This is a genomic window from Streptomyces sp. LaBMicrA B280 (genome assembly GCF_049222185.1).
Taxonomy (GTDB): domain Bacteria; phylum Actinomycetota; class Actinomycetes; order Streptomycetales; family Streptomycetaceae; genus Streptomyces; species Streptomyces murinus.
Window position 1 is genome coordinate 175,227 of sequence record NZ_JBMJCT010000008.1, and the last position, 13,593, is coordinate 188,819.

At 68.9% G+C, this 13,593-nt stretch carries 12 protein-coding genes; 7 read left to right on the forward strand and 5 right to left on the reverse strand.

Going from position 1 to position 13,593, the window contains the following annotated elements; translation table 11 throughout:
• Window positions 1–11: 11 nt before the first annotated feature.
• The gene (gene eccE, locus ACLF5H_RS08490; protein ID WP_421675466.1) at window positions 12–1,184 is read right to left on the reverse strand and encodes a type VII secretion protein EccE; all 1,173 of its coding nucleotides are present in this window, start codon (window positions 1,182–1,184) and stop codon (window positions 12–14) included.
• Between the two features lie 396 nt (window positions 1,185–1,580).
• Between eccE and eccB the strand changes: the two genes are divergently transcribed.
• Entirely contained in the window at window positions 1,581–3,113 is a 1,533-nt protein-coding gene (gene eccB / locus ACLF5H_RS08495; RefSeq protein ID WP_421675438.1) for a type VII secretion protein EccB, read from the forward strand.
• Window positions 3,114–3,124: 11 nt separating this feature from the next.
• On the forward strand, window positions 3,125–4,375 hold the full coding sequence (gene mycP / locus ACLF5H_RS08500; RefSeq protein WP_421675439.1) for a type VII secretion-associated serine protease mycosin: 1,251 nt from the start codon (window positions 3,125–3,127) through the stop codon (window positions 4,373–4,375).
• Between the two features lie 29 nt (window positions 4,376–4,404).
• On the opposite strand, the gene ACLF5H_RS08505 is transcribed toward mycP, so the two are convergent.
• From ACLF5H_RS08505 to ACLF5H_RS08515, 3 genes are all read right to left on the reverse strand, one after another.
• Window positions 4,405–5,010, reverse strand: a complete 606-nt coding sequence (locus tag ACLF5H_RS08505) for a hypothetical protein (protein WP_421675440.1) — start codon at window positions 5,008–5,010, stop codon at window positions 4,405–4,407.
• Between the two features lie 4 nt (window positions 5,011–5,014).
• The gene (locus ACLF5H_RS08510; protein WP_421675441.1) at window positions 5,015–7,342 is read right to left on the reverse strand and encodes a hypothetical protein; all 2,328 of its coding nucleotides are present in this window, start codon (window positions 7,340–7,342) and stop codon (window positions 5,015–5,017) included.
• A 115-nt stretch (window positions 7,343–7,457) separates the two neighbouring features.
• The gene (locus ACLF5H_RS08515; protein ID WP_421675442.1) at window positions 7,458–7,985 is read right to left on the reverse strand and encodes a hypothetical protein; all 528 of its coding nucleotides are present in this window, start codon (window positions 7,983–7,985) and stop codon (window positions 7,458–7,460) included.
• Window positions 7,986–8,389: 404 nt separating this feature from the next.
• Here ACLF5H_RS08515 and ACLF5H_RS08520 point away from each other — a divergent pair, with 404 nt between their 5' ends.
• The 5 genes from ACLF5H_RS08520 to ACLF5H_RS08540 all read left to right on the forward strand — a co-directional run bounded on the left by ACLF5H_RS08520 (window position 8,390) and on the right by ACLF5H_RS08540 (window position 12,742).
• On the forward strand, window positions 8,390–8,839 hold the full coding sequence (locus tag ACLF5H_RS08520) for a hypothetical protein (RefSeq protein WP_421675443.1): 450 nt from the start codon (window positions 8,390–8,392) through the stop codon (window positions 8,837–8,839).
• A complete protein-coding gene (locus ACLF5H_RS08525; protein WP_421675444.1) occupies window positions 8,840–10,621 on the forward strand; it encodes a hypothetical protein in 1,782 nt (593 codons plus the stop codon). It begins immediately after the preceding gene.
• Between the two features lie 99 nt (window positions 10,622–10,720).
• Complete coding sequence (locus tag ACLF5H_RS08530; protein WP_421675467.1) at window positions 10,721–11,917, forward strand: S8 family serine peptidase; 1,197 nt, start codon at window positions 10,721–10,723, stop codon at window positions 11,915–11,917.
• A 113-nt stretch (window positions 11,918–12,030) separates the two neighbouring features.
• Window positions 12,031–12,390, forward strand: coding sequence for a WXG100 family type VII secretion target (locus ACLF5H_RS08535; protein WP_421675445.1), 360 nt, complete (start codon window positions 12,031–12,033; stop codon window positions 12,388–12,390).
• 52 nt (window positions 12,391–12,442) lie between these two features.
• On the forward strand, window positions 12,443–12,742 hold the full coding sequence (locus ACLF5H_RS08540; RefSeq protein WP_421675446.1) for a WXG100 family type VII secretion target: 300 nt from the start codon (window positions 12,443–12,445) through the stop codon (window positions 12,740–12,742).
• A gap of 138 nt (window positions 12,743–12,880) precedes the next feature.
• Here ACLF5H_RS08540 and ACLF5H_RS08545 read toward each other — a convergent pair whose 3' ends face one another.
• Window positions 12,881–13,591: a hypothetical protein gene (locus ACLF5H_RS08545; protein ID WP_421675447.1), complete on the reverse strand. Its 711-nt coding sequence runs from the start codon at window positions 13,589–13,591 to the stop codon at window positions 12,881–12,883.
• Window positions 13,592–13,593 lie beyond the last annotated feature (2 nt).

Genomic DNA, 13,593 nt, shown 5'->3' on the forward strand with positions numbered 1-13,593 from the left:
GGGAATCGTCGTCACCGAGCGCCTCCGAGGGGCAGTGTGGCCAGCATGCCGGGCAGTTGCTCACGGTCGAGGCGGGTCAGACCGGCACCGGCCTTGCGCGCCGCCGCCTCCAACGCCCGCCGTGCCGCCACGAGTTCCTCGTCGCCGCGCCCGGTCACCCGCAGATGCCCGCACAGCGAGACCTCCTGCCGGTCGCCGCGCGCGAGGGTGAGGCTGAAGGTGGTGGCGAGCGCCGGTATCGCCGTGACCTGCGCGACCAGCTGCGGCAGCGATGCGCCGCGCCCGCCGCCCAGTGGGGGCCAGCGCCGCACCCAGTAGGTGGTGTGCCGCCGGTTGTCGCACCGCCAGCTGCGCCCGGACTCCTCCGTGCGCCGCTCCCGCGTCTCACTGCGCCCCGCCTCCGCGGTGACCAGCGGATTGGCGCAGGCCGAGGTGGCGAGCGCGGCGATCAGCTCCTGCTCGTCGAGTACCCGCGCCCGGAAACCGGCGCCGGTCAGCCGACTCGCCAGATGGTCCGCGCTGCGCACGACACACTTCTGCGCCCCGAGCAGCCCGCCCCCGCGCGCCGCCACCGCCTCCGCGCACGCCTCCGGGTCCAGCTTCAGCGCGATCCAGGTGATCCGCACGGCCGGGGCCCCGGTCTGCTCCTGCAACGGCAGGTAGTTGGCGACGGCCACCGACTGCTGCGGCAGGTGCAACGCGGGCGCCGGCTGCGTGTGCAGCACCACCTGCGCCGACTCCAGCCGTATCCCGTCCACCTCCAGGGCGTCCCGCACCAGCCCCAGCGGCAGCGGCTGCCGGCTCCGCTCGGCCCGCAACGCCGTCGCGTCGGCCTCCACCTGGAGGACGGCGGTGACGAAGGTGCCGTCACCGACGATGCCGACGGGGCTGCGGTCGCGCGGGTCGTAGGAGTACGTGCGCAGGGCGGGCTCACACTCCACCGCCGGCACCAGACCGGGCTCGGTGCCCGGCGGTACCGGCGCCTGCGCGGCCTGCTTCCGCCGCGCCCGCAACTCCCGCGCCGTGGCCAGCCACTCCGGCAGGGAGCGGCCCCGGCGTCGGACGAACCCCAGCAGGACCAGGGCCACCGCGACGACCGCGGCCGGTACCAGCGCCATCATGCCGATCGCCCAGCCGACGAGCAGGACGGCGGCCGCCAGCTCCACCAGCACGATCCGTTGCAGACGGAACGAACCCGCCTGGCCCGGCCGGGCCCTGAGGCCGGGCGCGGCCGGCTGCCGCGACACCTCGCGCCGCGCGGCGCTCTCGCCCGGTGCGGGTGCCGCCGCGCGGCGCTCTCGCCCGGTGCGGGTGCGGACCCGGCCGCGCCGACCCGTGCCGCCGAGCGGCCACGCGTTCGCGCCCGCGCCCCGGAAGCCATCACGACATCCCCCCGTTTTGCTCACAACTCGCTGGAACCAGGCCACTGATCAAGGCCCTTGAGGGCCCAGGTACCCTACCCGCTCCGCGAGACCCGCTCCGTACCAGGCATAGTAGGGGCCGGGTCCGACAACGGAGGGCGGGGGAGCGGTGCTTCCCCGGGCGAACTCCGGGTGAGACACGGGGAGAAACGGGCACAGATGGCATCTCGGCGGGACCAACTCAACGCCTACACCTTCGCGAAGCGCCGCATGCTCGCGTCGTTCGTCCAGTCCTCGCCGGACGCCTCCGACGAGGGCGCTCCCCGGCCGCTGCGCGCCATCCTGCCCGGCACCATCGTCGGCGCCGTCGTCCTCGCCGCCTTCGGCGCCTGGGGCATGTTCAAGCCGACGGCCCCGCAGGGCTGGGACGCGCCGGGCCAGAAGGTGATCATCGCCAGCAAGTCCACCACCCGTTACGTCGTCCTGAAGACCAACGGCAAGCCCCAGCTGCACCCGGTCCTGAACATGGCCTCCGCCCGCCTGGTCCTCAACACCCAGGGCAGCGTCGACGTGGTCACCGTCGACGAGTCGATCCTCGACAACGGCAAGATCCCGCACGGCATCACCATCGGCATCCCCTACGCCCCCGACCGGCTGCCCTCCGCCCAGGAGGCGGGCGCCGCCAAGCGCTGGGCGGTGTGCGAACGCCCCAGCGGCAGCGGCAGCTCCATCCAGAAGGCCGCGTTCGTCCTGGCCGAACGGGACCAGGGCAGGACCGGGAACGCCAAGCAGAAACTGCACGGCGGCCAACTCCTCTACGTCACCACGCCGGACAAGAAGCAGTACGTCGTGGACGCGCACGGCCGGGCCTACTCGGTGGACCCGACCGACAAGCTCCTCCAGCAGACCCTCGTGGGCACGGGCCGGCAGCCCCAGCAGGTGACCAGCCAGTGGACGGACACCCTGCACCAGGGCGACCCGATCAGCTTCCCGCGGGTCACCGGGACCGCCGGCGCCCCCGCGGGCGCCCCCGGCGAACTGGACGCCCAGGCCAACCGCGTCGGCATGGTCCTGCGGGCCCCGGTCAACGGCACCGAGCACTACTACGTGGTGCTGCCCGGCCGGATCGCGCCCGTCTCCGACTTCGTCGCCCAGCTGCTGCTGACCAGTAAGGACCTGGTCAAACTCAACCAGGCCGGGCATCCGACGGAGGTCAGCGCGGGCGCCATCGGCCAGCCCGGCGAGCCGTTCGCCGCAAACTACACGTGGCCCACCGAGAAACCCACCGCCGTCAACGACGGGTCCACGGGCGCGGGCAGCCGCAACACCGTCTGCAACGTCCTGGACCACGTCGACCCCCGCCACGGCGCCACCACCCTGAGCACCTGGGCGGGCACCGACTTCCCCGCGGTACTGCCCACCGGCTCCTCCAGCGCGTACGTCACCGCGGGCTCCGGCCAGCTCTACCGGCAGTTCCAGGGCAGCGAGACCACGGCGGGACCGGTCTTCCTGGTCACCGACACGGGACTGCGCTACGTCCTCCAGTCCAACGACGACAGCGGCTCCGAGGACAAGGGCGTCGGCGTCAGCGCCCAGGAGCGCAAGCAGCTCCAGCAGGAGTCCAAGCTGGCGCAGACCCTCCTCGGCTACGCCGACGTCAACCCGGCACCCGTCCCCGCGGCCTGGTCCGAGTTCCTGCCGACGGGCCCCCGGCTGTCCACCTCCGCGGCCCACCAGCCGCAGGGTTCCTGAGGGGAGCGCCCATGCCCTCGGCCCTGCGCACCCTCGCCACCCTGGCGACGGCCGTCGGCACGCTGTCGGCCGTGCTGCTGACCGCCCCGGCCGCCGCCGCGGCCACCACCTCCGACGAGTGCACCTTCTCCAGGACCAACCACAAGTACGCGGGCACCCCGTGGGCCCTGCAACGCGTCAACCTCGACGAGCTGTGGAGCCGGTCGAAGGGCAAGAACGTGAAGGTGGCCGTCATCGACACGGGCGTCGACACGAAGAACCCCCAGCTCACGGCGGCGGTGGACGGCGCTCTCGGCCGTAACATGCTGCCGCCCAAGGACGACAAGGGAAAGCCGGTCGACGGCTTCAAGTCCAAGGCCACGACCGACACGGTGGGCCACGGCACCCGCGTGGCGGGCATCATCGCGGCCCGCCCCATGAAGGGCACCGGCTTCGTGGGGCTCGCCCCCGAGGCCACGATCATCCCGATCAAGCAGAACGACGCCGAGGGACACGGCACGGCCGCGACCCTCGCCCAGGCGATCCGCTACGCGATCACGGCCAAGGCGCAGGTCATCAACATCTCCCAGGACACCGCGAACGCCGTGCCGCCCGCGGAGGACCTGCACAACGCGATCGACGAGGCACTCGCCCACAAGATCGTCGTGGTGGCCTCGGCGGGCAACGACGGCCTGGACGCCAACGTCAAGCCGACCTACCCCGCCTCGTACGCCGGAGTCCTGGCCGTCGCCGCCGCCGACCGCAACAACGAGCGGGCCGCCTTCTCCCAGTCCGGCGACTGGGTGGGCGTGGCCGCGCCCGGCGTCGACATGGTCTCGACCGTCCCGCAGGGCGGCCACTGCTCGGACAACGGTACGAGCTTCTCCGCGCCCTATGTCGCGGGTGTGGCCGCGCTGATCAAGGCCAAGCACCCCGACTGGACGTCCCGCGAGGTCGTCGCCCAGATCGAACAGACGGCGGAACGCACCATCAGCGGCCATGACATCCGCGTCGGCTGGGGCGTGGTCGACCCGGTCCGCGCGCTGACCGAGGACGATCATCCGATCGAGTCACCGCACCCCGACGCGGGACTCACCCACGCGGAGGCCCCCACCTCGGGCAGGATCATCCTCGGTGAGACCCCCCAGCAGCGCACGGCCCGGGTGGCCACGTACGTGGTGATCGGCGCGGCGGTTCTGGTGGCCGGGCTGGGCGGCGGAGCGGTGGCCCTCAGGGACGCCCGCCGCAGGCGCCGGCCTCGGGGTGCCGTCTCCGGTAGGTGAGCGCCGCCGCCCCCGCGGCTTCTTGAGCCCTAGTGCTCGTCGCAGCGCGCGTTGCCCTGGGCGTACTGGGCGGTGTTCCGCGCGAGGGCGACCAGGGCGTCGCGCCGCTCCGCCGCCGGGGCGTCGCCGGGCCGCTTCAGCTGGACGACCACACTCAGGTGGGTGGCGGGCCGGGCGAGGCAAGGAACGTAGATGGCGGCGACCTTGTCCGTCGCGACCGCCTTGTCCCCGGAGTCGAACGGGGTGAGCGCGGAAGCCGGGGCGAACTGCTCGACCACCTCCGTCACCCAGCCGTCGGCCTTCTCGTACTCCAGCATCTGCGCGGACGCCACCAGGAGCTGCTTGCCGTCGCCCCCGACGAAGCAGGCCGAGTAGTAGGAGTTGTCCAGGTCGTCCCTGCGCGGATCCGGGAGCTCGTCGCGGAACGTGTACGAGGACGTGGCGGACAGGACCTTGTCGAGCGCGGCGGTCGACCGGGACGGGGCACCCAGCGTCCGGCACACCTGGGACGCCTCGATCTTCCCCTTCTTCTTCTCGAAGGGGGGCAGCCGGAGCGCGTGGAGAACTCCTGCCACGAGGCACAGCACCAGCACCGCGCCTGCGGCCGTCAGCAGTTTTGTACGGACGTGTGTCAACGTCTCAGTCTTCTTCCGTATCGAGTTGCCGGGGGATGCCCTCGCCCTGGAGGTAGTGACCGACGTTGGTGCCGGCGGTGTCGAAACCGTCCTGCGCGGCGGTGGCGACCGAGGCTTCGATCAGCGGGTAGCGGTGGCCGGTGCTCTCTCCCGCCTTGCGGGCGGCCAGCTCGACCATCTTGTAGGTCGAGTCCGAGGTGTCCTGGAACTGCTCGCCGTTGCGGTAGATCACCTCTCCGGAGCTGTCCTTCATGGCCCCTTCGGTGATCTTGCCGATGATCTCCTCGGCCGCCGTACCCGCCACATCGCCGATGATCGCGCCGCCGGGACCGGTCAGCGGCTCCGTGGCCATGCCGATGCCGATACCGATGCCGGTGCCGCCCCAGGTGCCGAGGTTCTCGATGGCGGCGTTGTACTCGGCGTCCTTCGCCCCGCCGTCCAGCTCGCCCTGATACGCCCGGCCGGCCCCGATGAGCCCCTCGATCTGCCCCGCCGTGCGGGCGATGTGCTCGGTGCCCTGCTTCAGGTTCTCGGCCTGGGAGAAGGACTCGTCCCCCATGTAGGCGCCGGGATGCTCGAAGTGGTGCCGCATCAGCTGCGTCGTATAGCTGTGCTGGCCGAGGTTCACGGCCGCGTAGCCCTCGGGGTTCTGGCCGACCGTGTACAGGAATCTGGTGAGGTCGCGCTCCCCGAGCGTCGCCCCGGCCCCGGCAAGGGGGAACAGCGTCTTCTCGCTTTCGTACCCCGCGTGCAGCCCCCGGTTGATGTCCGGCATGTACTCGGCGGCGATCTGGCCCATGCTGTCGGACATGTAGCCGTGTCCGGTCAGCCGTTTCGGGTCCTCGGACACGGATTTGACGATGTTCTCCATGAGCCTGGCCTGACCCGCGTCGTGCGCCGGGGTGTCCGCCGTCGGCAGTTCGCCGGCCGGATGCCCGGTCGTGGCCGCCTCCAGGGCCAGCGCGAGGTTGTTCTGCCCGGTGAAGAGGTCCTCACCGTGGGAGTCCGTCTCCTGGGGCCAGCCCCGCTCCTCGAAGAGGTACTGGAAGTTCGACAGGGACACCTTGCCCTTGCGGTCGTTGCCGTCCGTGTCCCGCTCGAAGGGGTTGTCCGGGTCGTCCTTGGACACGTACTGCTGGTTGAAGAAGTCCGTGGCCGCGTCGGGGCTGTTGGACAGGCCCTTGAGATAGCCCGTGAGGGGATCGTTGCCGCTGTCGTCGCCGATCCGGTTGAGCCAGGAACTCCCGCCGGAGAAGCGCCAGAGCAGATTCTCGTGGCTGCCGTTGCCGGTGAGTTTGCGCTCGGTCGCCATGAGCCGGGTGCCGTAGTCCTTCAGGAACCGGTCGTCGTAGTCCCCGGTCCGCATCAGATTGCTCATCACCTGGAAGCCCATGGGGCCGCCTCGGCCGTCGACCGGCTTGTCACCTATGTCGATCATCTGGCGCTTCCAGTCGGTCATCGCCGCGGAATCGCTCTGCGTGGCGTGCGCCAGGGTGAGCCCCAGATTGCGCTGGAGATCGTCGAACTGATCGAGGCGTTCGCGTTTGACGTCGTAGTTGCCGCGATAGGCGTCGCTGAGCCCGGCCCAGAAGCCGAGGGTCTTCTTCGGCCCGAGACCGGTGGCGAAACGCTCGGAGAACAGCGGATCGTCGTGGTACTTCTTCAGCCCGGCGTTGAGCCGGTCGAAGTCCTTGACCGAGAGGTCGTCCGGGTCCTTCTTCGCGAGCCCGGCCAGCTCGTCGGCCTCCTTGACGGCGTCCGCCGCGGCGTCCCGGGACTTGTACCGGGCGTCGGAGAACCCCATCTCGCTCTGGTCCGCGAGCGCCGTGAGCACCGTCTTCGCCGACTCGTCGCTCTCGCCGGCCTTGTCGAGGATGCCCTGGATCTCGTCCCGGAGCCCCTCGACGTCCTTCTGGCTCACCGCGCCGGTGTTGCCGCTGGGGTCGGACGCCCAGTCGGGACGGGTGCTGCCGCTGACCGTGAACCCGCCCTGGCCGCCGGACGTCACGGTCATGCCCTTCCGCTGCCCGCGCGACACCGCCTCGGTCAGCTGCGTGTGGTAGCTCTTCAGCTCGTCCCGGGTGTCGCTGAGGATGTCGTGGATGGTGCTGGCCTGCGTGTGCGCGTCACCGAACTCGCCGGCCGTCCTGCCGATGAACTCCTTGGAGACCTGGGCGTTCACACCGACCCAGTCGGCCTTGTTCGCGGCTTGGTGCAGGCCGTCCTCGGCGTCCTTCTTCAGGTCTTCGAGATGCTTGATGAGCGTCCACCAGTCGGTGACGGCGTCGTCGAACAGTTTGAAATTGGCGTGGTAGAGAGCGTTGAAATCCATGGAGTGTCATCCCTGACGAGTGGCCGAGCAGCGGAGTGGCGGAGTCGGGTCGTACGTCCGTACGTCCGTACGTCCGTACGTCCGTACAGCGGGTCACGGTGTCGCCTCCCGCGCCCTACTCCTTCTCCCCCTCCTCCTTCTTGCTCTTGGGCTCGCCGTAGACGGAGTTGTGCTTGCCCGGCGCCCCCACCCGCTCGTCGAACCCGGCGTCCAGGGCGTCGATGCCGCTCATCTGCCGCCGGATGTAGTTTTCGTCGTTCGCGTGCACGGTCTTCGTGGTCTGCATGTGGTTCGAGATCTGCGCGCAGGCGTCCATCAGGGACTTCAGCTGCTCCTCCCACCGGTTCGACACATGCTGGAGCCCCGCGCCGACCGAGAAGCCCTGCGTGGAGAGGTCACCGGCCGCGGAGTCGCTGCCCGGGACGGCGACGCGGGCCTTGTCCCAGAGCTGGTCGTACAGGTGATGGGCAGCCGTGCCGATCTTGACCAGGTCGTCATGCCCGACCTTGAGGTCACCGGTCTTGCCGGGCACCACGTACGGGCCGTAGGTCCCACCGCCGTCGGGCACGTGATCGAGCCGCATCCGCTCGGAACCGCCCGCCCCGGCCCGCGCCTTGAGCTGTTCCCACTCGTCCCATGCCATGGAAGTGCCTCCCCGTGCCGAATTCAGATGGCGAGTAAATTACCAACCTGGTGCGGGAAAAATCTTTACCATGTCCACAATGGGCGCATTGTCGGCGGCGAAACCCCTTGGCGGGCAGCTCCGTTGCGGCGGGGCGAGGGGAGGGGGCGTGTGAGGGCTCACGCAGGCTGCGGTCGAACGTGAAGCTTCTGCGGAGATGTCCGGCTACTTGGTCTCCGATAGCGGGCATGTCGGTCATGCGTCGGCCGAAGTCGTTCACTTCGGGACACCATGGGAACTGAACTGTCGCGTAGTTCAGTTGGCCGTGATTTGCGCAGTGACTACAGTGGTCGGCGACCGATCCGGGGGGCGGGTCCCCTGGCTGTCGACGGCTGTAGCAACGGGGAAACGGGGAAGGGGCCACGGTGGGTGACAGCGTGGATCTGCGGCGCGGCATCGGCGCGCTGACGAAACTCAAGGGCGGCTTCGACGAGGCGCTGAAGACGCTGGAGGGATCCTCCGGCGGCACGTCCGATCTGGCACAGCACACGCTGGAGCGAACCTCGTTCAGCGGTACGAACATCCCCTTCGCGGAGGCGACCGGCCTGCATCAGCAGTACCAAGCCGTCCATGACCGCATCATGAGCATGTCCAAGACCTTGGGCCTGCAGATCGAGGCGATGACGGTGGCGATGCAGTCGGCCGACGGGACGTACGACGGTACCGAGGAAGACGCGCGGCGTCGGTTCTGGCAGATCAAGACCCAGCTCGACAAGGAGTACCAGAAGACTCATCCGGCTCACGAGAAACACGAGCAGCCTGGGAAGGGCACACAGAGGCACGACCAGAGCAAGTCCGTGGGGGATGGGTTCTAAGTGGGCGGCAACTGGCAGAACGAGCCCCGTTACAAGTCCGACTTCAAGCAGGTCGACCAACAGGCATCGACGTCCGACGCGCTCGGCGCCGTGCGGAACTTCCTCAGAAGCATGCCGTTCGGCGGCAGGACCGAGTTCGACGCCCACGACCTGAACGACATGCTCGACCTGGTCGAGCACACCAAGCCGGAGCAACTGGAGACGGCCGGCAAGGCGCTCTGGGACGCGCACGGCTCCATCACCAATGCCGCCCAGGCACTGCAGAAGTGCGTCGGCGATGCCGACTGGGAGGGTGAGGGCGCCGACTCCTTCAGGAAGTTCGCCAAGTCCCTCCTTTCCTGGACCTCGGACTTCGCGGATTACACACACAGCGTCGGCACGCAGATCACCACTGCTGCCACCGGCCTGGCCTCGGTGCGCAAGTCCATGCCACCCCGAGACCCTCGCCCCGCGCACGAGCAGAAGCGGCCCTGGCTGATGCCCAAGGCCGACCAGAAGGACAGCAACCCGGAGTACACGGTCGCGCAGAAAGTCGAGAAGCACCGCCAAGAGGCCATCAACCAGATGAACCGGTTGGGGTCGTACTACTCGGTGGCGTCGGGTGAGATGGGGAAGCTGACCGCGCCGAACCTCGCCGAGCTCCCGAGCTTCGACATGCCTCGACCAAGGTCGTACGAGCGCATTTCGGACAAGGGTGCAGGTTCGGGGGTAGTGGCTCCCCCGTCGGAGTCCCGAGCAGATGCGACGGCGCATCACCGCGAGTCGACGATCGCCGTGAACGCCCCGACGGCTGCGGGGCACGCACCGTCCGTGCACGCGGTACACCAGTCGACCGTGCTGCCCGGTCATGATGTCGGTACGGAGATCAACACCGCGGGAACGCTGCCTCCGCAGACACCTGCCACACCGCCCACCGCTCCGTCGCCCACCCTGCCGACCGCCGGTGGAGGCGGAGGGCAGCCGCCGCTGTCGTTCCCCGGCCCGCTGGGGCCGCCGCTCACGCCGAGCGTCGGGCGCGCCATCGGGTACAGCCCGAACAGCCGGTTCTCCGGCACCGCGCAGGAACGCATCGGTCGTGCAGGCACGGTGAGCGGTCGCTCCGGTCTGGGAAGCGGCCGGGTACCGGAAGGCCCCGAGGGGCAGACCGGACGCGCGATCGCCGGCGGCCGCGCATCTCAGGAGCCGATGGGCCAGTCTGCTCGCAGCATGGGGCGGACCGGTCAGACCGGTCGGTCGATGATGCGAGGCGCGGCCGAGCCCGCCGAACGCCCGCTGACGGGGCGCGCGGTCACCGGTGGAACCCCGAGGCAGAACGGCGCGTCGACCGCTCGCGGGGCGAAGGGCCCCACCAGCGCGATGCGCAACGGCGTCCTGGGCGGCAAGCCTGCTACGGAACGCACGCCCGGCAAGGCATCCGGCTCCCGGCTGCCGCGCGGTACGGTCGTCGGCGCCGAGGAGCCGGTCTCCTCCTCGGCCACGCCTCCGAAGGGCGCCATGGGGCAGCGAGGGGTTGTCGGAAAGCCCGCGGTAAAGGCCGAACCGGGCGCGGAGCAGGCGGTGTTGCGCTCGGCGAGCCATCCGGACGGTGTGGTCGGAGCGCGCGCTGCCGACACGCTGTCCAAGGGTGCCGACAGCGAAACCGGTGCCAGGAACCTTGGCCGCGGCGCCGTGGGTGGCAAGCAGAGCCGGAAGAACGAGGCCGGTCATGAAGACGGGCCCGGGGAGAAGAACCGGCATCGCCTGTCGCTGAAGCGGCGACGTGATGCGAAGAAGAACGACTGAGAACGAGCGAGGACGTACACGGGCATGGAGCCAGGGACCGACCGGCGAGGCGGGACGACTGTTTTCGCGACGAGGCGCAAGGTGAGACGCCTGGCAGCGATGTGCGCGGCGCTGGGCGCGCTGGCCGGTGCTTCCTTCGGTCTCGCGCCCGTAGCGGCGGCCTCGGATGTGCAGTCGCAGGAGTGGTACCTGACGTCGATGCACGCGGACGAGATGTGGAAGCACAGCACCGGCAAGGGGGTGAAGGTCGCGGTCATCGATGGCGGAGTGGATCCGACGACCCCTTCCCTCAAGGGACAGGTGCTGGTCGACGAGGTGCCGAAAGCTGCCGCTTACGGTGCGACCGAGGATGTCGACGGACATGGCACCTCTATGGCCGAGGTCATCGCCGGCACGGGAGCCGGCGGCGGCGTGAAGGGCCTGGCGCCTGACGCGAAGATCATTCCGATTCGTGTGCAGTCAGACGACATGAAGAACTCGGAAGAGCTGAAATCTGCCACCTCCGAGCAGGCGATCAAAGCGGCGGCCGACACCGACGCCAAGATCATCAATATGTCCTTCGGCAGTCCTTACTACAGTCTCGACGAAGAGAATGCCATCAAGTACGCGGCATCCAAGGGGAAACTGCTCTTCGCGTCCATCGGAAACGACGGAGTCAAGGGAAAGCGCGAATATCCTTCCAGTGATCCGTACGTCGTCGGTGTCGGTGCTGTCGACAAGACTGGGACAGTCGCCAAGTTCTCCACGAGGGGCAACTACGTGGACTTCGCGGCGCCCGGGGTCGGAATTCCCGGCTGGTGCGACAAATCACTCACCAGCTACTGCACAACCAAGGGAACCAGCCCCGCCTCGGCCATCGCCTCCGCCTCCGCCGCCCTCATCTGGTCGGCTCACCCCGACTGGACCGCCAACCAGGTCCTGCGCACTCTCATCGACACCGCGGGGCGTGACTGGCCGAAGAACACGCCCAGTACCTACCTCGGCTACGGCATCATCCGTCCACGCCTCGTGCTGGCCGACAAGAACATCGATCCCGGCCCGGCCGACCAGGACCCCCTCGCCGCCGAGAACGGCACGGACACGGCCGCGACCACCCCGGGCAAATCCGCCTCGCCCTCCTCGTCGGCCAAGGCCAAGGCCAAGGACAACGGAACCGCCACCGGCCCCACCACCGCCGCGAAGGAGACGACGTCCAGCGGTAACAGCCATACCTGGGTGATCATCGGTGCCGCAGCCGCCGTACTGGTCGTCGCAGGTGCCGGTTTCGCCGTGCTGCGCTCGCGACGCAACGCCTGACCGGTCTCCCGTACTACTGCTCGTTCCTCTGAATGAGCAGAGGTCCGCTTGCCAGGGCGCCGATGTGCGAAGTCGGACCCGGGCAAGGTCAGTTCACAGAGAAAGGCATCGCAATGAGTGCAGGCACTCAGAAGATCACCGTCCATTCGGTAGTCAAGCTCGAACAGAACCTGAAGACGCAGTTCGAGGACATCCAGACGCAGCTGAGGAACCTTCAGCACCTGATCGACACCCTTGAGGGCCACTGGAAGGGCATCGGCGCCGGCGCCTTCAACCGCAAGCAGACCGAGATCAATGAGCACATGGTCCGGATCGGCAAGATCCTGGTCAAGTTCATGGACGCCATGAACACCACCATGAAGATCAATGACGGCACTGAGGACGACGTCCGCGCCCAGGTCCAGAAGATCGACGTGAACTACGGCGGCTCGCACTCCGCGGCGAGCGCTCAGTCTGTGCTGTCGGGCTACTGATACCGACCAGCGCAGAGCATCAGCCACCGAACTTCTCAGCAACGGAGGAAACATGGGCGTCAACGACGGTGTGACAGAGGTCCACTACAACGGTCTCGACCAGACGGCGACCGAGATCGGCAAGGCGGCCGAGGGCCTCGAAGCCGCCCTCGCGAAGATCAAGCACGAGATCCAGAACGTCTCCGGCATGTGGGAGGGCGAGGCGCACACCGCCTACGTCCACCAGATGGCCGCCTGGGACCGTGAGGCCCGCGGCATCCACGAGGCCCTGGTCGCCATCGGCCACGCCGTGCACGCGGCCGGCGGCGACTACATGGGCGGCGACAAGAAGGCCGCCAGCTACTTCATGTGAGCGGCAGCGCGACAGCGGGGGTGGGTACGCACGGAGGGTGCCCACCCTCTGCCATGTCCGGGACTCACCCGGCACGGCGAAGGAACCAGGACAGGGACATGCGCACGCCGGACGGAGCAGCCGTGCGCGGTGTGCCGTTCAGACGCGGGGGACGTGCACGGGGAGATTCGCCTGCGAAAGACATCCGAGCTGCTTTGCCATAGCGCGAGCGACGGGGTTGAGGATGACCATCAGATCCTCTTCTCCGGTATTCGGAGAGATCTTGGGTGAATTGGCGAAAAGGTACCCTCGGACGTACGGGGTCGGGGTCGGGCTAGCGTCTTTTCCTGGCGCGCGGGTCGGGCATGCGAAATAAATTGTGGCGCTGCTGCGTTCATGCGTTTCCGCGTAGACGCCGATCGGGTAGGGAGTTTTGCCCGTTGCCCCGCCCCCGGAGGTCATATCCGCCTTCGGGTGATATTTCTCGGCGGAGAACTCGACTTGGATCAACGGATATCCGGTCTTGTCCTCCGCCTTCGTGACATAGCACTGGTTCCGCTTCGACGCGTCGTCGTGGAGACTGCCCGCGGCGAGCTTCAGGGAGAACTTGTTCGGCTGTCCGGCCTCGTCGGTGCCCGGCAGCTCGTGGAACCTGTCTGTGCCGGCCACCCGCCGGAGGGCCGCCGCCGCCGACGAGTCGAGCGTGGATCCGCAGACCTGGGCCGCGGTCAACTCCGGCTCCACCGTGCCGTGATCGCTCGTCCCGCACGCGGCGACGCCCAAGAGGGCGAGCGTCGCCGCGGCCAACGCCGGACGCGGGAAGCGGTGCCTCTTCTGCCGGTGCCGTGATGGGTCGTATGTCTGCTGCACAG

Bases quoted from the DNA above. Each gene is read 5' to 3' on its own strand.
- ACLF5H_RS08515 (WP_421675442.1), bottom strand. From the start codon at position 7,985: ATGGCATGGGACGAGTGGGAACAGCTCAAGGCGCGGGCCGGGGCGGGC.
- ACLF5H_RS08535 (WP_421675445.1), top strand. From the start codon at position 12,031: ATGAGTGCAGGCACTCAGAAGATCACCGTCCATTCGGTAGTCAAGCTC.
- eccB (WP_421675438.1), top strand. From the start codon at position 1,581: ATGGCATCTCGGCGGGACCAACTCAACGCCTACACCTTCGCGAAGCGC.
- ACLF5H_RS08510 (WP_421675441.1), bottom strand. From the start codon at position 7,342: ATGGATTTCAACGCTCTCTACCACGCCAATTTCAAACTGTTCGACGAC.
- ACLF5H_RS08540 (WP_421675446.1), top strand. From the start codon at position 12,443: ATGGGCGTCAACGACGGTGTGACAGAGGTCCACTACAACGGTCTCGAC.
- mycP (WP_421675439.1), top strand. From the start codon at position 3,125: ATGCCCTCGGCCCTGCGCACCCTCGCCACCCTGGCGACGGCCGTCGGC.
- ACLF5H_RS08530 (WP_421675467.1), top strand. From the start codon at position 10,721: ATGTGCGCGGCGCTGGGCGCGCTGGCCGGTGCTTCCTTCGGTCTCGCG.